Below are 16,371 nucleotides of genomic sequence, written 5' to 3'. Positions count from 1 at the left end.
AATCCTTCCCACACGGCGTGACCCGCGCACGCCTGGCTGACTTCTCCGAACCATCATGCCGCCGGGACCGCCGGCGGTGCCTGAGAGACAGCCATGTCAGAGACCTCCGCAGCTACCCCCGCCGGGCAGCACGGGTTCCGCACCGTGTTCCGCGTCGTCAGCGGCAACTTCCTGGAAATGTATGACTTCATGGTGTACGGCTTCTACGCGGCCGCCATCGCCAGGACCTTCTTCCCCAGCGGCAACGAGTTCGCCTCGCTGATGCTTTCGCTCGCCACCTTTGGCGCGGGCTTCCTGATGCGGCCGCTGGGTGCGATCGTGCTGGGCGCCTACATCGACCGCCATGGCCGCCGCAAGGGCCTGATCATGACGCTGACGCTGATGGCCATGGGCACGCTGCTGATTGCCTGCGTGCCGGGCTACGCCACCATTGGCGTGGCCGCGCCGCTGCTGGTATTGGCCGGGCGCCTGCTGCAGGGCTTCTCCGCGGGCGTTGAGCTGGGCGGCGTCTCGGTCTACCTGTCGGAAATCGCCAGGCCTGGCCGCAAGGGCTTCTATGTCGCGTGGCAATCGGGCAGCCAGCAGGTGGCGGTGATCTTCGCCGGCCTGCTGGGCGTGATCCTGCACGCCACGCTGGCGCCGGCGCAAATGGATGAATGGGGCTGGCGCATTCCCTTCCTGGTGGGCTGCCTGATCGTGCCGTTCCTGTTCCTGATCCGCCGTTCGCTGGAAGAGACCGAGGCCTTCAAGGCGCGCAAGCACCGCCCCGCCATCGACGAGATCTACCGCTCGATGCTGGACAACTGGCGCATCATCCTGGCCGGCTGCATGATGGTGGTGATGACCACGGTGTCGTTTTACATGATCACCGCATACACGCCGACCTTCGGCAAGACCGTGCTGAAGCTGGACGACACCGACAACCTGATCGTCACCATGTGCGTGGGCCTGTCCAACTTCATCTGGCTGCCGCTGATGGGCGCGCTGTCGGACCGCATCGGACGCAAGCCACTGCTGGTGTTCTTCACCGTGGCGACGCTGCTGACCGCGTACCCCGCCGTGTCATGGCTGGTGGCCGAGCCGTCGTTCTCGCGGCTGCTGATGGTGGAGCTGTGGCTGTCGTTCCTGTACGGCAGCTATAACGGCGCCATGGTGGTGGCGCTGACCGAGATCATGCCGCCCGCGGTGCGCACCACCGGCTTCTCGCTGGCCTACAGCCTGGCCACGGCGCTGTTCGGCGGCTTCACCCCGGCAATCTCGACCTGGCTGATCCACGCCACCGGCAACAAGGCGGCGCCGGGGCTGTGGCTGATGTTCGCCGCGCTGTGCGGACTGGTTGCCACGCTGGTGATCTTCCGGGCGCAACGAGTGGAGCCCGTCATGCATCCGGCCTGAACACGGCGGGTTGAACTCGCCGCCATCGTCACCAACTTGCCATAAGCGGGCCCAGCGCGCATGGCATACTTGCCCTTCCGCATCGAAGCCGCCTGGCCGATGCCGCGGCTTCCCATGCCGGGATTCGCTCCAGGCGTCACATGCCTTGCCTATCGGGCTCTTTGAGAATATCAATTAGCCCGGCACCTGGTGATGACGCATAATCACGTTTTGTCGCGGTAAGCCACGTAGCCGGCCCACGCCAGCCGCGCGGCAGCAGCGCCGCTCTCATTGCAACCGTATCAGGAGATAGTCTATGAAGACCGTTGGTGACAAGCTCGAAGCCTTCCACGTCGTCGGTGTCAAGCCGGGTTTCAACAATCACGAAGAGAACGGCCAGTCGGCTTTCGAAGACATCACCGAAAAGTCGTTCGAAGGCAAGTGGAAGATCATCTACTTCTACCCGAAGGACTTCACCTTCGTCTGCCCGACCGAAATCGTTGCCTTCGCCAAGCTGAACGGCGACTTCGCCGACCGCGACGCGATCGTGCTGGGCGGCTCGACCGACAACGAATTCGTCAAGCTGGCATGGCGCCGCGAACACAAGGACCTGAACAAGCTGAACCAGTGGCAATTCGCCGACGTGACCGGTTCGCTGATCGACCAGCTGGGCGTGCGTGACCACGCTGCCGGCGTTGCCCTGCGCGCGACCTTCATCGTCGACCCGGACAACGTAATCCAGCACGTGTCGGTGAACAACCTGAACGTGGGCCGCAACCCGGAAGAAGTCCTGCGTATCCTGGACGGTCTGCAAACGGACGAGCTGTGCCCGTGCAACCGTGCCGTTGGTGGCGCCACGCTGTAATTTGCTGTCAGTCGCCAGACACCGTCGCGATTCGCGGAGGGCGCTGCCCTCCGCACCAAAACCCGCTTGCGCGGGTTTTTTGGGCCCCTATCGATAGGAGAAATAAATGGAATTCCTCAGCACGATTAAGAATCTCATCCCCGATTACGCCAAGGACATCCGCCTGAACGTGGACGGCACCATCGCGCGCTCCTCGCTGGAAGGCAACGATGCGGTCGGCGTGGCGCTGGCGGCGGCATTCGCGGCGCAGAGCAAGGTGCTGGTGGATGCCATCCGCAATGCCGGCGTGCTGTCGCCCGAGGAAACCAACGGCGCGCTGACCGCTGCCGCGCTGATGGGCATGAACAACACCTGGTACCCGTACGTCGAGATGGCCGACGATCCGGACCTGGCCAGCCAGCCGGCCGGCCTGCGCATGAACGCCTATGCCACCCATGGCGGCGCGGACAAGCGCCGTTTCGAGATGTACGCGCTGGCCGCCTCGATCGTGGGCAAGTGCCACTTCTGCGTGAAGTCGCACTACCAGCTGCTGAAGAATGAACAGGGCATGACCGCGCAGCAGCTGCGCGATGTCGGCCGCATTGCCGCCGTGATCGTGGCCGCCGCCAACGTGATCGCCGCGCAATAAGCCCCGCCACAGCGCGCCCCCGCGCCCTCCGCGGTGCCCTGCCACGGGCGCCGTAGCACAGCAGCCGGCAGCTTCCCATCAGGAGTTGCCGGCTGTTCCCATCCTGCAACCGCCCCGCGCCATGGCTGCACAGGTGCGGCGATCGGCCTACAATCCAGGCAGGACACGCACTTTCAGGCTGCCATGACCCTGCCTTCGCCGACTTCCCCCCGCTTCCACTACCGCCTCGCGGCGGTGCATGACTGGGGCGACATCGCCGCCGTCACGCAACAAGCCTACGGGCAATATGAGCTGGCCATCATGGAAGACTGCCGCGCGTCGTTCCAGCGCGGCATGCAGGCAGTGCTGGCGACCAGCCATCCGGATATGGAGTGGTGGGTGGCGGAAACCGATCACGGCATCATGGGGGCCGTCCTGTTCTGCCATCCGGGCGCCACGCTGCCGGCACTGGACGGCAGCACCATCACCCTGACCCAGCCGGAAGCGCGGCTGCTGTCGGTCAGCCCGCAGGCGCGCGGCCTGGGCCTGGGCCGCACGCTGATGCAGATCTGCATCCAGCGCGCGCGCGATATCGGCGCGTCAACGCTGGTGGTGCGCACCATGCCGGAAATGGCATCGGCCATCCGGCTGTGCCAGCAGATGGGCTTCACCAAGCGCACCGAAGCCGGTGCGCGCACCGGCGCAATGGCCCGCCTGATCGACTATACCTACGCGATCCCGCCGGAAAACGCCACGGCGCCAGACGCGGCGCGGCCCTGATCAGTCCTGCGCGTCGCCCACCGAGGCGCGCCAGAGCAGCACTGCGGCCTGCGCCACGATGCCTTCCTGGCGCCCTTCGAAGCCCAGCTTCTCGTTGGTCTTGGCCTTGACGTTGCAACGCCCGCGCGCAATCCCCAGGTCCTCCGCCAGGTTCGCCACCATCGCCCCGATATGCGGCGCCAGCTTGGGCGCCTGCGCGATCACGGTGGCATCGACATTGCCGATTTCATAGCCCGCCTCGCGCACGCGGCGCGCGGCCTCGCGCAGCAGCACGCGGCTGTCGGCGCCGGCGAACTGCGCGTCGGTGTCGGGGAAATGGCGGCCGATATCGCCCAGCGCGGCCGCGCCGAAGAGCGCGTCGGTGACCGCGTGCAGCAGCGCATCCGCATCGGAATGGCCAAGCAGGCCGCGGTCGTGCGGAATCTCGACCCCGCCCAGGATCAGCTTGCGGCCGGGCACCAGCGCGTGGACGTCATAGCCCTGTCCCACCCGGATATCGAAAGGCATCATGCGGTCAGTCTCCTTTGCCATCGTTGCCCAGCAGCACTTCGGCCAGTGCGAAGTCCTCCGGGTAGGTCACCTTGAAATTGCGCAGCGAGCCGTTGACCAGCCGCGGATGCAGCCCCAGACGCTCGATCGCGCTGGCCTCGTCGGTCACCACCGCGCCGGCCGCCATGGCGTCCTGCAGCGCCTGGCGCAGCACGCCCAGGCGGAACATCTGCGGCGTCTGCGCCTGCCACAGGCCCTCGCGCGGCACCGTGGCGCCGATGCGGGCGTCGTCCTGGGCGCGCTTGAGCGTGTCGGGCACCGGCACCGCCAGGATGCCGCCGATGGCGGCGTCCGGGTCGTCGTCGCCATCGCTTTCCACCGCGCGCACCAGCGCGTGGATCATCGCGGGGGTCAGGCCCGGGCGCGCGGCATCGTGCACCAGCACCCAGTCGCTGTCGGTCGCGCCCAGCTGCGCCAGGTGGTGCAGCCCGGCCAGCACCGAGGCATGGCGGGTCTCGCCGCCGACAAAGGCGGTATCGAAGCGCAGCCCGGCAAAGGCGGCCGCGCCGAAGCGCGATTCCAGCGGCATGTCGTCGGGCGCCAGCACCAGCGCGGTGGCGTTGATGGCGTCGCACGCCGAGAACGCCGCCAGCGCGTACCAGATCATCGGCCGGCCGGCCACGGTCTGGTATTGCTTGGGAACGGCGCCGCCGGCGCGGCTGCCGGTACCGGCACAGGGAATCAGGGCAAAGCGGCGAGCGGGCACAGGATCGGCGTTGAGTGAAAGAGGCGCGGGCGCCTGCTGGCCAGCATGGCCAGCGGGACAACCGGTGCGCATTCTATAATACGGCCCTTGCCCGTCGCCATGCCGCGCCATTCCGCATTGACGCGTGCCCGGCAGGCGCCACGGGCCGTTGAGGTCCCCTGCTCCGACCCCCGCCCGCAATGCCGGCGGGGTGTCGTCGTTTTGAACGCCCCGCTGCCCACATGCCTGACGCCAAGCCCGCCTTCCCCTTTGTCAACCTGCCGCTGGTCAAGCCGGGGCTGCGCCACAGCGTGGCCGGGCTGCGCGGCTCGGCCGATGCGCTGGCTGTGGCCGCGTACGCTCGGCAGCACCGCGAGCGCGCGCCGATGCTGGCCGTGGTCTGCTCCCACGCCGTCGATGCCCAGCGCCTGGCCGAGGAAATCCCCTGGTTCGCGCCCGAACTGCGCGTGCGCCTGCTGCCCGACTGGGAAACACTGCCCTACGACAGCTTCTCGCCGCACCAGGACCTGGTGTCAGAGCGCCTGGCCACGCTGCACGACATCCAGACCGGGCAATGCGACGTGATGCTGGTGCCGGCCACCACCGCGCTGTACCGGCTGGCGCCGCCCGCGTTCCTGGCCGCCTACACCTTCTTCTTCAAGCAGGGCGAGCGGCTGGATGAAGCGGCGCTCAAGGCCCAGTTCACGCTGGCCGGCTACGAGCACGTCAGCGCGGTGATGCGCCCCGGCGAATACAGCGTGCGCGGCGGCCTGATCGACCTGTACCCGATGGGCTCGGCGCTGCCGTACCGGATCGACCTGTTCGGCGACGAGATCGAGACCATCCGCGCCTTCGACCCCGACACCCAGCGCAGCCTGTACCCGGTCAAGGAAGTGCGGCTGCTGCCCGGGCGCGAGTTCCCGCTCGACGAAGCCGCGCGCACCGCCTTCCGCGGCCGCTGGCGCGAGGTGTTCGAAGGCGACCCGACCAAGTCGCCGATCTACAAGGACATCGGCAACGGCGTGCCGTCGGCCGGCATCGAGTACTACCTGCCGCTGTTCTTCGAGCACAGCGCGACCGTGTTCGACTACCTGCCCGCCGATACGCAGCTCGCATTCGCCGGCAATGTCGACGAGGCCATCCGCCGCTTCTGGGCCGATACCACGCAGCGCTACAACTTCATGCGCCACGACCGCGAGCGCCCGCTGCTGCCGCCCGCGGACCTGTTCCTGTCCGAGGAGCAGTTCTTCGTCGCCGCCAAGCCGATGGCGCGCCTGGTGCTGCAGGCCGAAGCCAATGCGGACCAGGCGGCGTTCTCGGCCATCCTGCCCGACGTCGCGGTGAACCGCCGCGCCGATGATCCGCTGGTCAACCTGGAAGCACTGCTGCTCGACAAGCAGACCCGCGTGCTGATGTGCGCCGACTCGGCCGGGCGGCGCGAGACCCTGCTGCAGCTCTTTGCCGAAAGCGGCCTGCGCCCGCAGCCAGTGGACGACTTTGCCGCGTTCCTGGCCGGCGAAGCGCATTTCTCGATCGCGGTGGCGCCGCTGCAGAGCGGCTTTGCGCTGCCGCAGGGGCGGATCGCCTTTGTCACCGAGGCCGAGCTGTACGCCGGCACCGCGCGCCGCACCGGTCGCCGCAAGCAGGAGCAGGCCTCGGCCGTCGACTCGATGGTGCGCGACCTGGCCGAGCTGAAGATCGGCGACCCGGTGGTGCACAGCGAGCACGGCATCGGCCGCTACCAGGGCCTGGTCACGCTCGACATGGGCCAGGGCGACGAGGAATTCCTGCACCTGGACTACGACAAGGGCAGCAAGCTGTACGTGCCGGTGCACCAGCTGCATGTGATTTCGCGCTATTCCGGCGCCGATCCCGATACCGCGCCGCTGCACCACCTGGGCTCGGGCCAGTGGGACAAGGCCAAGCGCAAGGCAGCCCAGCAGATCCGCGACACCGCCGCCGAGCTGCTCAACCTGTACGCGCGCCGCGCCGCGCGCGAGGGCTTTGCCTTCCCGCTCTCGCCCAAGGACTACGAGACCTTCGCCGAAAGCTTCGGCTTCGAGGAAACGCCGGACCAGGCCGCCGCCATTGCCGCGGTGATCGCCGACATGACCTCGGGCAAGCCGATGGACCGGCTGGTGTGCGGCGACGTGGGCTTCGGCAAGACCGAGGTGGCGCTGCGCGCGGCCTTTGTCGCGGTGCTGGGCGGCAAGCAGGTGGCGATGCTGGCACCGACCACGCTGCTGGCCGAGCAGCATTTCCAGACGCTGTCAGACCGCTTTGCCGAATGGCCGGTGCGCATCGTCGAGCTGTCGCGCTTCAAGACCAAGAAAGAGATCGACGCGGCCATCAAGCAGATCAACGAAGGCACCGTCGACATCGTCATCGGCACCCACAAGATCCTGTCCGACCAGGTCAGGTTCGAGCGCCTGGGGCTGGTCATCATCGACGAAGAACACCGCTTCGGCGTGCGCCAGAAGGAGGCGCTGAAGACCCTGCGCGCCGAGGTCGACGTGCTGACCCTGACCGCCACGCCGATCCCGCGCACGCTGGGCATGGCGCTGGAAGGGCTGCGCGACTTTTCGGTGATCGCGACCGCGCCGCAGAAGCGGCTGGCGATCAAGACCTTCGTGCGGCGCGAGGAAGACGGCGTGATCCGCGAGGCTATCCTGCGCGAGCTCAAGCGCGGCGGCCAGGTCTACTTCCTGCACAACGAGGTCGAGACCATCGAGAACAAGCGCGCGCGGCTGGCCGAGCTGGTGCCGGAAGCGCGCATTGCCGTCGCGCACGGCCAGATGCATGAGCGCGAGCTGGAGCGCGTGATGCGCGACTTCGTCGCGCGCCGCGACAACATCCTGCTGTGCACCACCATCATCGAGACCGGCATCGACGTGCCGACCGCCAACACCATCCTGATCCACCGCTCGGACAAGTTCGGCCTGGCGCAACTGCACCAGCTGCGTGGCCGGGTCGGGCGCTCGCACCACCAGGCCTATGCCTACCTGCTGGTGCATGACGTCGAAGGCCTGACCAAGCAGGCGCAGCGCCGGCTCGAAGCGATCCAGCAGATGGAGGAACTGGGCTCGGGCTTCTACCTGGCCATGCACGACCTGGAAATCCGCGGCGCGGGCGAGGTGCTGGGCGACAAGCAGTCGGGCGAGATCCACGAGATCGGCTTCCAGCTCTACACCGACATGCTCAACGCCGCGGTCAAGGCGCTCAAGGCGGGCAAGGAGCCCGACCTGATGGCGCCGCTGGCCGCCACCACCGAGATCAACCTGGGCACGCCGGCGCTGCTGCCCAACGACTACTGCGCCGACGTGCACGAGCGGCTGTCGCTGTACAAGCGGCTGGCCAACTGCGAGACCGCCGAGCGCGTGGACGATATCCAGGAAGAGCTGATCGACCGCTTCGGCCGGCTGCCGGCGCAGGCGCAGGCGCTGGTCGAGACCCACCGGCTGCGCATCGCAGCGGCGCCGCTGGGCGTGCGCAAGATCGATGCGGGCGAGGTCACCATCAGCGTGCAGTTCGTGCCCAACCCGCCGATCGACGCGATGCGCATCATCGACCTGGTGCAGAAGAACCGCCATATCAAGCTGGCCGGGCAGGACAAGCTGCGCATCGAGGCCAAGATGCCGGACGTGGCGATCCGCGCGCAGACCATCAAGCACACGTTGCGGCAACTGGCCTAGCGTCCTGCATGGACGCGGCGCGCGGCCGGGTGTAGCATCGATTCCTTAACAAGTTAGCGATAACGCCCCCATGCCCGCCCAAGCCGCTTCCTCCCGCCAGCCCGTCACCGAAACCGCCGCGCGCGGCAGCGCGCTTGAATGGACCCAGCGGCTGGTCGCGTACGACACCACCAGCCGCAACTCCAACCTGGGCCTGATCGAGTCGGTGCGCGACCATTTCCTGGCCAAGGGGCTGAAGCCGCATCTGAGCTACAACCCGCAGCAGGACAAGGCCAACCTGTTCGTCACCGTGCCCGCCGCCGACGGCAACACCAACGGCGGCATCGTGCTCTCTGGCCATACCGACGTGGTGCCGGTGGACGGCCAGGACTGGACCACCGACCCGTTCAAGCCGGTGGTGCGCGACGACAAACTCTACGGCCGCGGCACCTGCGACATGAAAGGCTTTATCGGCACCAGCCTGTCGCTGCTGCCGGCCATCCTGCAGGCCAGCCTGCGCGAGCCGGTGCACTACGCGCTGTCCTTCGACGAAGAGATCGGCTGCATGGGCGCACCCTACCTGCTGGCCGAACTGCGCGACCGCGGCGTGACGCCCGGCGGCTGCATCGTCGGCGAACCCACCAGCATGCGCGTGATCGTCGCGCACAAGGGCATCAACGCCTACCGTTGCTGTGTCAGGGGCCAGGCCGCGCACTCGTCGCTGACGCCGCGCGGCGTCAATGCGATCGAATACGCCGCGCGCCTGATTTGTTTCATCCGCGACATCGCCGATGAGTTCAAGGCCAACGGCCCCTACGACCAGGCCTTCGACGTGCCCTACACCACCGCGCAGACCGGCACCATCCAGGGCGGCATCGCGCTGAACACCATCCCGGCACTATGCGAGTTCGTGTTCGAGTTCCGCAACCTGCCCGGCGTGGATCCCGAAGCCATCTACTCCCGCATCCAGGCCTACGCCAACGACGTGCTGCTGCCGAAGATGCGCGCCGAGCATGCCGACGCCGGCCTGACGCTGAGCAAGATCGCCGCAGCTCCGTCGCTGGACGTGGCCGAGCAGGAAGCCATCACGCAGCTGGTGCGCGCGCTGACTGCCGACCGCGACACCAACAAGGTGGCATATGGCACCGAGGCCGGCCTGTTCCAGCGCGCCGGCATTCCGGCCGTGGTGTGCGGGCCTGGCGATATCCAGCAGGCGCACAAGCCGGATGAGTTTGTTGCGCTGGAGCAGCTGGCTGCTTGCGAGGCGTTCCTGCACAAGGTGGTCGACAGCCTGCGCGTGGCGGACTGACAAGGTCGGCGCGGCTTTGTCGCTTGCACTTCGTCGATACGTCCGGATTCACCAAGAAGCCAACGTCCTGCCAGCATCAAACCAACAACAACGAAGGAGATCCTGCATGGCTGCACGTCAAACCGCATACCGTTCCACCACCCGCTTTGCCCTCGCCACCCTGGCGCTCGCCACCGGCCTGCTCTGCAACACCGCGCAGGCCCAGACGCAAGGCGCCGAAACCCTGCACGCCCAGATCGAAACCCGCGCCAAGGCCGTCGAGAAACAACTCATCGCGTGGCGCCGCGATATCCACCAGCATCCGGAACTGGGCAACTACGAGACGCGCACCGCCAAGCTGGTGGCCGACCACCTGCGCAAGCTCGGCATGGAAGTGAAGACGGGCGTGGCCAAGACCGGCGTGGTCGGCGTGCTCAAGGGCGGCAAGCCCGGTCCGGTGGTGGCGCTGCGCGCCGACATGGATGCGCTGCCGGTCAAGGAACGCGTGGACGTGCCGTTCGCGTCGAAGGCCAAGGGCCAGTACCTGGGCAAGGAAGTGGACGTGATGCACGCCTGCGGCCATGACACCCACGTGGCGATCCTGATGGCCACCGCCGAAGTGCTGGCCGGCATGAAGGACCAGCTGCCCGGCACGGTCAAGTTCATCTTCCAGCCGGCCGAGGAAAGCCCGGCCGACTTCGAACCCAATGGCTCCAACACCTGGGGCGCCAAGCAGATGGTGTCCGAGGGCGTGCTGGACAATCCCAAGGTCGACGCGATCTTCGGCCTGCACGTGAGCAGCGGCATCGAATCGGGCAAGCTGGGCTGGCGCAGCGGCCCCTCGATGGCGGCGGCCGACCAGTTCTGGATCGACATCAAGGGCCGCCAGACCCACGGCGCGCGGCCGTGGGGCGGGATCGACCCGATCGTGGTGGCATCGCAGATCGTGATGGGCCTGCAGACCATCCAGAGCCGCCAGGTCAACGCCATGCTGGAGCCGTCGGTGATCACCGTGGGCACCATCCACGGCGGCAACCGCATGAACATCGTGCCGGAGAAGGTCGAGATGATGGGCACCGTGCGCACCTATGACGAAGGCATGAAGAAGGACATCCATGCCCGCATGAAGCGCACCACCGAGGCCATCGCCACCAGCGCCGGCGCCGAGGCCAGCTTCCGCGTGGTGGAGCTGTATAACGCCACCATCAACCAGCCGGCCCTGACCGAGAAGATGGCGCCCACGCTGCAGCGCGTGGCCGGCGAAGGCAACTGGATGATCACGCCCAAGGCGACCGCGTCGGAGGACTTCTCGTTCTACCAGGAGAAGGTCCCGGGGCTGTTCTTCAACCTCGGGGTGACGCCCAAGGGCCAGGATGTGACCAAGGCGCCTTCCAACCACTCCCCTGAGTTCTATGTGGACGAGCCGGCGCTGATCAACGGCGTGCGCGCCCTGTCCAGCCTGACCGTGGACTACATGGTGATGGCGCAGCGCTGAGCGGCTCGCCCGGGGCGCTGCGGCGGGGCTACAATAGCGGTTTTGCCGCGTTGCAGCCCCGCGCGGCAAGCGCCCGATCTTCATCCGCCATGCCCCTGATCCTCCAGAGCACCGCCCCGCTTTCCCCAGCCGACCTCGACACCGCCCGCACCCTGGCCCGCGCCTCTGAACTGGTGCTGCGCAGCGACACCGTGGCCGCCGCCGAGGAATGCGCGCCGCTGACGCCGGCGCTGCGCGATGCGCTGGACGATTTCTGCGGCCCGCGCGCGATCGACTGGGCAGTGGTGCCCGCGGGGCGCAAGCTGTCCGACTTCCGCCTGGTGGCGATGGACATGGACTCGACCCTGATCACGATCGAGTGCATCGACGAGATCGCGGACTTCTGCGGCCTCAAGGCCGAGGTCTCGGCCATCACCGAAGCCGCCATGCGCGGCGAGATCACCGATTTCAACGAAAGCCTGCGCCGCCGCGTGGCCCTGCTCAAGGGGCTGGACGCCAGCGTGCTGGACCGCGTCTATGAAGAGCGCCTGCGGCTGTCGCCGGGCGCCGAGCGCATGCTGCAGACCGTGCAGGCGCTGGGCCTGCGCACGCTGCTGGTGTCGGGCGGCTTCGTGCATTTCACCGAGAAGCTCAAGGCACGGCTCCAGCTCGACGTGACCCGCGCCAATACGCTGGAGATCATCGACGGCAAGCTGACCGGCAATGTCGTCGGCGAGATCGTCAACGCCGACGTCAAGGCCCGCACCGTGCAGGAAGTCTGCGCCCGGATCGGCGCCACGGCGGACCAGGCCATTGTCATGGGTGATGGCTCCAACGACCTGAAGATGATGGCCGTGGCCGGCCTGTCGGTGGCCTTCCGGGCCAAGCCGGTGGTGCGCACGCAAGCCAGCGTCGCGTTCAACCACGTCGGGCTGGACGGCCTGCTGGCGCTGTTCCCGCACTGATCCCGGGCCGCGGCAAACGCGGCAATGCGCGCCGGGCGGCAAGCGCCCGGCCGGCCCCGTCCGCCCGGGGCGCCAGCGACTAATCGCAACAGCCAGCGCAAATCCTTCCACCAAGTGCAGATAAATCCCTACTGAGACGCAACGACTACTTAGCGCTTGCCTCTTCAAATGCGAATCATTACCATTAATGTTTCGTTTATCTGACATTTCCCCATGCAAGTTCTGGCTGCCCTTCTTGGCCTGGCTGCGGCTGCGTGCCTGTACCTGGCCGCGCCCAACCAGGTCCTGCTGCCGCCCGGCAGGGTCACGCAACCGCGTATGCTGGGCTGGCTGGGCCTGGCCCTGGTCATCGTCAGCACCTGGCTGTGGAGCACCACCGACGGCTGGCCCGTGGCCATTGCCGCCAGCCTGGTGACCGTGCCCTGCGCGCTGTCGGTATGGCCCTTCATCGGCACCCATGCCGCGCGCAAGCGCCGGGCAGCGCGGGAGCAACGGGCATGAGCGCAGACCAATCCGCGATGGGCACCAAATGGCTGGCCGGCGCGCTGCTCGGGCTGCCGCTGGCGGTGGCGCTGTGCACGCTGTTGATCCTGTGGCTGCCGGGCGGCTGGGAGACCGGCATCGTCGCGGCCGTGGTGGCCTGCCTGCCGGTGTGGGTGGCCATCATCAGCGCCAGCCTGCTGTTCCGTTCCAGCCGCACCGCCTGGATCTGGCTGGGTGGCGCCAACCTGCTCTGCTTCGGCGCGCTGTGGGTGTTGCGCCTGGCCGGCCTGGCGCCGGCTGCACTGGCCGTCCTGCCCGCCTCCTGAGAAAGCCCATCATGAAAACCGCAACCCTGCGCCTGTACCAGACGCTGCATACCTGGGTCGGCCTGATGGCCGGCTGGGCCTTGTTTATCGCCTTCTTTGCCGGGGCGGTCACCGTGTTCCACCACGAACTGCATGTATGGCAGTCGCCGTCGCGGCTCAAGGGCAGCGCGCCGGTCGAGGCCAAGGCCGACCCGGCCGCAGTCGACCGCTTCATGCAGAAGCTGGTCGCGATCCACCCCGAGGCCGCGGCCAGCTCATACGTGATCATGCCTTCGGAGGGCGAGCCCAATATCTCGGCCTACTGGCAGGACAAGGCCGGCGAGTGGCAGATGACCACTGACGCCCGCCTGGCAGGCGACGCCGCGATGCAGCGCGACACCTCGCGCGACCACGTGATCGGCGAGCTGTCGGCGTTCCTGAATAGCCTGCACTACTCGCTGGGGATCCCGGTCGGCGGCATCTATTTCATGGGCGCGATCTCGGTGCTGTACGGGCTGGCGCTGGTGTCGGGCGTGCTGCTGCACCTGCCGCGGCTGAAGAAGGACCTGTTCGCGGTGCGCCCCGGTCGCAACCTGAAGCGTTTCTGGATGGACACCCACAACGTGCTGGGCCTGTTCAGCCTGCCCTTCCACCTGGTCTTTGCCATCACCGGCGCACTGTTCTGCCTGTCGCTGGTGCTGATGATGGTGTTCAACACGCTGACCTTCGACGGCCGCCTGTTCGAGGCGGTACCCCGCGCCACCACCGCCGTGCCGGAAGTGGCCGCGGCCAACCGCGCGGTGCCGACCATGCCCACGGCAACGCTGATGCAGATCGCGCGCGAGCACGGCGGCGAGCGTTTCACGCCCGAGTCGTTCCGCTTCCAGCGCCATGGCGACGCCAACGCCGTGGTGGAGGTGCGCGGCACCAGCACGCAGGCCCTCGGCAACCTGGGCTCGGTCGGCATCCACGCCGCCAGCGGCGAGCCCAACGCGGGCCAGCTGACCGCCAACCAGACCGCCGGCACGCGCGACAGCAACCACGGGCTCTACAGCGCGCTGTACGCGCTGCATTTCGGCACCTTCGGCGAGTTGCCGGTGCGGCTGGTCTACCTGCTGGCCGGGCTGGCCGGCGCCTTCCTGTTCTATTCGGGCAACCTGCTGTGGATCGAGTCGCGGCGCAAGCTGCGCCAGGCCGAGCAGCCGCGCGTGCACCGGCTGCTGGCGCAGGGCACGGTCGGCGTGTGCATCGGCTGCTGCATCGGCGTGGCGCTGTGCTTCCCGGCCGCACTGCTGTGGCCGGAGCGCGCGGTGAGCTACACCTATTTCACGGTGTTTGGCCTGGCCTGTGCCTGGGCGCTGCTGCGCCCGCCGGTGCGCGCCGCGGTGGAATTGCTCTACGCCGCCGCGCTGGCCTCGCTGACGGTGCCGCTGGCGAACGCGCTCCTGACCGGCGACCACCTGCTGCACAGCATCCCCAGCGGGCACTGGATCATCGCGGGCTTCGATATCGGCGCGATCGCGCTGGCCGCGGGCTTTGTCGCCCTGGCCCGCGCCACGCAGCGCCGCGCGCGCAGCGGGCCGGCGGAGTCGGTCTGGGCGATGCCGCAGGCAGCCCGGGCAGCCCGGGCCGCCAGGCCCACCGCGAGCGCCAAGACCATGCCCAGCACGGATACGCCCTGAGCGCATGGCGCCCGCACGCAAAAACGGACGCAGCAGCGTCCGTTTTTGTTTCCCGGGCAGCGCCGGCCCGGCCGCTGCCCTACACTATCTCAGGCCAACAACATCGAGCCGACCACCATGGAATCGACCTTCCACCAGTTTTCCGAACTGTTCGCCCAACTCGGCCTGGCCTCCGACGAAGCCAGCATCCGCAGCTTTATCGGCACGCACGCCCCACTGCCCGACGATGTCGAACTGGCCGAGGCACCGTTCTGGACCCCCGCCCAGGCCACGCTGCTGCGCGACGAGCTGCTGGACGACGCCGACTGGGCCGAGGTCGTCGACCAGCTCAATCTCGCCCTGAGACAGCCGGCCTGAGGCCGCTTACGCGGCCAGCGTAGCCTCCAGCGCCTGGCGCAGGTCGGCGATCAGGTCGCGCGTGTCTTCCAGGCCGATATAAAGCCGCACCAGTTCGCCGCTATCCTGCCAGCCGGCCGGCGGCCATGTGCCCGCCGGCCGCATGCCCTGCACGTGGTACGGCACGGCCAGGCTGTGGGCGCCGCCCCAGGACCAGCCGATCGCAAACAGTTGCAGCGCCTCGACCAAGGCATCCACCTGCTGGCGCGTATAGCTTGCCCGCAGGATGATGGCAAAGAGCCCGCTGGCACCGGTGAAATCGCGCCGCCAGTTGGCGTGGCCCGGGCAGTCCGGCAGCGCCGGATGCAGCACGCGCGCAACCTCGGGCCGCTGGCGCAGCCACTCCGCCACTTCGCGGGCCGCACGGTCATGCGCGGCCAGGCGCACCGGCAGGCTCGGCAGCCCGCGCAGCACCAGGTGGCAGTCATCGGCGGAAACCCCCCAGCCCATCAGCATGCGGGTGCGCTTCAGGCGCTCATGCAGCGCATCGTCGCAGGTCAGCACCGCGCCCATCAGCACGTCGCTGCCGCCGGACTGGTACTTGGTCAGCGCCTGCACCGAGATGTCGATGCCCTTGTCGAACGGACGGAAGTAGATGCCGGCCGACCAGGTATTGTCGATCGCGGTCAGCACGCCTCGCGCCCTGGCCGCGGCGACGATGGCGTCGCTGTCGGGCACTTCCATGGTCACCGAACCGGGCGACTCCATCCAGATCAGGCGCGTATTCGGCCGGATCATCGCCGCCATCGCAGCAGCGTCCATCGGGTCGTAGTAGCGCACGGCCACGCCGAATTCGCGTGCCAGCCACTCGCCGTGGTCGCGGTTGGGGCCGTAGACGTTGTGCGGCACCAGCACGTCGTCGCCGCTCTTGAGCAGCGCGAAGTAGACCAGCGAGATCGCCGCCAGCCCCGACGGCTGCAGCAGCGTGTGGCGCGCGCCCTCCAGCAGCGCCAGGTGCTGGCACAGCGCCTCGCTGGTCGGCGTGGCGTGCAGGCCATAGCGCCAGTAGGTGGTGGCACCGTCGCCATGGGCGCGCAGTTCGGCCAGGTTGCGGAACACCACGGTGGAGCCGCGGTGCGTGGCGGGAGAAAACGAGGCAAAGCCGGTCGCGATCTCCAGCTCGGGCTGGACCGCAACGGTTTGCAGGTAATGGGCGGGCGACGCGGGCTTGCCGGATGGCGAATCGGACACGGCGGTTTCCTTGCTGGCTGCTGGCGGGCCACGGCGCGCTGCCGTGGCGGTATCGC

At 68.0% G+C, this 16,371-nt stretch carries 15 protein-coding genes; 12 read left to right on the top strand and 3 right to left on the bottom strand.

What is annotated here, in order from left to right:
* Positions 1–93: 93 nt before the first annotated feature.
* The 4 genes from AC3WON_RS12605 (at position 94) to AC3WON_RS12590 (ending at position 3,626) form a co-directional block, all read left to right on the top strand.
* The gene (locus tag AC3WON_RS12605) at positions 94–1,395 is read left to right on the top strand and encodes an MFS transporter (RefSeq protein WP_492321381.1); all 1,302 of its coding nucleotides are present in this window, start codon (positions 94–96) and stop codon (positions 1,393–1,395) included.
* Between the two features lie 295 nt (positions 1,396–1,690).
* A complete protein-coding gene (locus AC3WON_RS12600; protein ID WP_010810110.1) occupies positions 1,691–2,239 on the top strand; it encodes a peroxiredoxin in 549 nt (182 codons plus the stop codon).
* 106 nt (positions 2,240–2,345) lie between these two features.
* Entirely contained in the window at positions 2,346–2,867 is a 522-nt protein-coding gene (locus tag AC3WON_RS12595) for a carboxymuconolactone decarboxylase family protein (protein ID WP_492351941.1), read from the top strand.
* Positions 2,868–3,050: 183 nt separating this feature from the next.
* Complete coding sequence (locus AC3WON_RS12590; RefSeq protein WP_010810112.1) at positions 3,051–3,626, top strand: GNAT family N-acetyltransferase; 576 nt, start codon at positions 3,051–3,053, stop codon at positions 3,624–3,626.
* On the opposite strand, the gene ispF is transcribed toward AC3WON_RS12590, so the two are convergent.
* Entirely contained in the window at positions 3,627–4,136 is a 510-nt protein-coding gene (gene ispF, locus AC3WON_RS12585) for a 2-C-methyl-D-erythritol 2,4-cyclodiphosphate synthase (RefSeq protein WP_010810113.1), read from the bottom strand.
* Positions 4,137–4,140: 4 nt separating this feature from the next.
* On the bottom strand, positions 4,141–4,953 hold the full coding sequence (gene ispD, locus AC3WON_RS12580; protein ID WP_492321379.1) for a 2-C-methyl-D-erythritol 4-phosphate cytidylyltransferase: 813 nt from the start codon (positions 4,951–4,953) through the stop codon (positions 4,141–4,143).
* 149 nt (positions 4,954–5,102) lie between these two features.
* On the opposite strand from ispD, the gene mfd reads away from it, so the two are divergent.
* The 8 genes from mfd (at position 5,103) to AC3WON_RS12540 (ending at position 15,085) form a co-directional block, all read left to right on the top strand.
* A complete protein-coding gene (gene mfd / locus AC3WON_RS12575; RefSeq protein WP_492351940.1) occupies positions 5,103–8,552 on the top strand; it encodes a transcription-repair coupling factor in 3,450 nt (1,149 codons plus the stop codon).
* 70 nt (positions 8,553–8,622) lie between these two features.
* Positions 8,623–9,840 (top strand): acetylornithine deacetylase, encoded by a 1,218-nt coding sequence (gene argE / locus AC3WON_RS12570; RefSeq protein WP_492321377.1) that lies wholly within the window; start codon positions 8,623–8,625, stop codon positions 9,838–9,840.
* A gap of 106 nt (positions 9,841–9,946) precedes the next feature.
* Positions 9,947–11,314, top strand: coding sequence for an amidohydrolase (locus tag AC3WON_RS12565; RefSeq protein WP_492351939.1), 1,368 nt, complete (start codon positions 9,947–9,949; stop codon positions 11,312–11,314).
* 89 nt (positions 11,315–11,403) lie between these two features.
* Positions 11,404–12,258 carry a phosphoserine phosphatase SerB gene (gene serB / locus AC3WON_RS12560; RefSeq protein ID WP_492351938.1) on the top strand — a complete coding sequence of 285 codons (855 nt, stop codon included), beginning with the start codon at positions 11,404–11,406 and terminating at the stop codon, positions 12,256–12,258.
* A 213-nt stretch (positions 12,259–12,471) separates the two neighbouring features.
* Positions 12,472–12,759 carry a hypothetical protein gene (locus AC3WON_RS12555; protein ID WP_492321374.1) on the top strand — a complete coding sequence of 96 codons (288 nt, stop codon included), beginning with the start codon at positions 12,472–12,474 and terminating at the stop codon, positions 12,757–12,759.
* Positions 12,756–13,067 (top strand): hypothetical protein, encoded by a 312-nt coding sequence (locus AC3WON_RS12550; protein ID WP_492321373.1) that lies wholly within the window; start codon positions 12,756–12,758, stop codon positions 13,065–13,067. Before AC3WON_RS12555 ends, AC3WON_RS12550 begins: the two co-directional genes overlap by 4 nt.
* 11 nt (positions 13,068–13,078) lie before the next feature.
* Positions 13,079–14,728, top strand: coding sequence for a PepSY-associated TM helix domain-containing protein (locus AC3WON_RS12545; protein WP_492351937.1), 1,650 nt, complete (start codon positions 13,079–13,081; stop codon positions 14,726–14,728).
* Positions 14,729–14,845: 117 nt separating this feature from the next.
* Positions 14,846–15,085, top strand: coding sequence for a DUF2789 domain-containing protein (locus AC3WON_RS12540; RefSeq protein WP_010810122.1), 240 nt, complete (start codon positions 14,846–14,848; stop codon positions 15,083–15,085).
* Positions 15,086–15,091: 6 nt separating this feature from the next.
* Here the strand turns inward: AC3WON_RS12540 and AC3WON_RS12535 are convergent, their stop codons facing one another.
* Positions 15,092–16,315 (bottom strand): cystathionine beta-lyase, encoded by a 1,224-nt coding sequence (locus tag AC3WON_RS12535; protein ID WP_492351936.1) that lies wholly within the window; start codon positions 16,313–16,315, stop codon positions 15,092–15,094.
* Between the last annotated feature and the right edge of the window lie 56 nt (positions 16,316–16,371).

It is taken from the genome of Cupriavidus sp. FW305-46 (genome assembly GCF_058787075.1).
The sequence above is the reverse complement of the archived record's forward strand: the minus strand, read 5'-3'. Positions and strand labels throughout refer to the sequence as shown.

What these genes read in the sequence shown, in the direction of transcription:
- AC3WON_RS12595 (WP_492351941.1), top strand. Translation starts at nt 2,346, where the DNA reads ATGGAATTCCTCAGCACGATTAAGAATCTCATCCCCGATTACGCCAAG.
- AC3WON_RS12605 (WP_492321381.1), top strand. Translation starts at nt 94, where the DNA reads ATGTCAGAGACCTCCGCAGCTACCCCCGCCGGGCAGCACGGGTTCCGC.
- serB (WP_492351938.1), top strand. Translation starts at nt 11,404, where the DNA reads ATGCCCCTGATCCTCCAGAGCACCGCCCCGCTTTCCCCAGCCGACCTC.
- ispD (WP_492321379.1), bottom strand. Translation starts at nt 4,953, where the DNA reads ATGCGCACCGGTTGTCCCGCTGGCCATGCTGGCCAGCAGGCGCCCGCG.
- argE (WP_492321377.1), top strand. Translation starts at nt 8,623, where the DNA reads ATGCCCGCCCAAGCCGCTTCCTCCCGCCAGCCCGTCACCGAAACCGCC.
- AC3WON_RS12565 (WP_492351939.1), top strand. Translation starts at nt 9,947, where the DNA reads ATGGCTGCACGTCAAACCGCATACCGTTCCACCACCCGCTTTGCCCTC.
- AC3WON_RS12555 (WP_492321374.1), top strand. Translation starts at nt 12,472, where the DNA reads ATGCAAGTTCTGGCTGCCCTTCTTGGCCTGGCTGCGGCTGCGTGCCTG.
- AC3WON_RS12540 (WP_010810122.1), top strand. Translation starts at nt 14,846, where the DNA reads ATGGAATCGACCTTCCACCAGTTTTCCGAACTGTTCGCCCAACTCGGC.
- AC3WON_RS12545 (WP_492351937.1), top strand. Translation starts at nt 13,079, where the DNA reads ATGAAAACCGCAACCCTGCGCCTGTACCAGACGCTGCATACCTGGGTC.
- AC3WON_RS12550 (WP_492321373.1), top strand. Translation starts at nt 12,756, where the DNA reads ATGAGCGCAGACCAATCCGCGATGGGCACCAAATGGCTGGCCGGCGCG.
- mfd (WP_492351940.1), top strand. Translation starts at nt 5,103, where the DNA reads ATGCCTGACGCCAAGCCCGCCTTCCCCTTTGTCAACCTGCCGCTGGTC.
- ispF (WP_010810113.1), bottom strand. Translation starts at nt 4,136, where the DNA reads ATGATGCCTTTCGATATCCGGGTGGGACAGGGCTATGACGTCCACGCG.
- AC3WON_RS12600 (WP_010810110.1), top strand. Translation starts at nt 1,691, where the DNA reads ATGAAGACCGTTGGTGACAAGCTCGAAGCCTTCCACGTCGTCGGTGTC.
- AC3WON_RS12590 (WP_010810112.1), top strand. Translation starts at nt 3,051, where the DNA reads ATGACCCTGCCTTCGCCGACTTCCCCCCGCTTCCACTACCGCCTCGCG.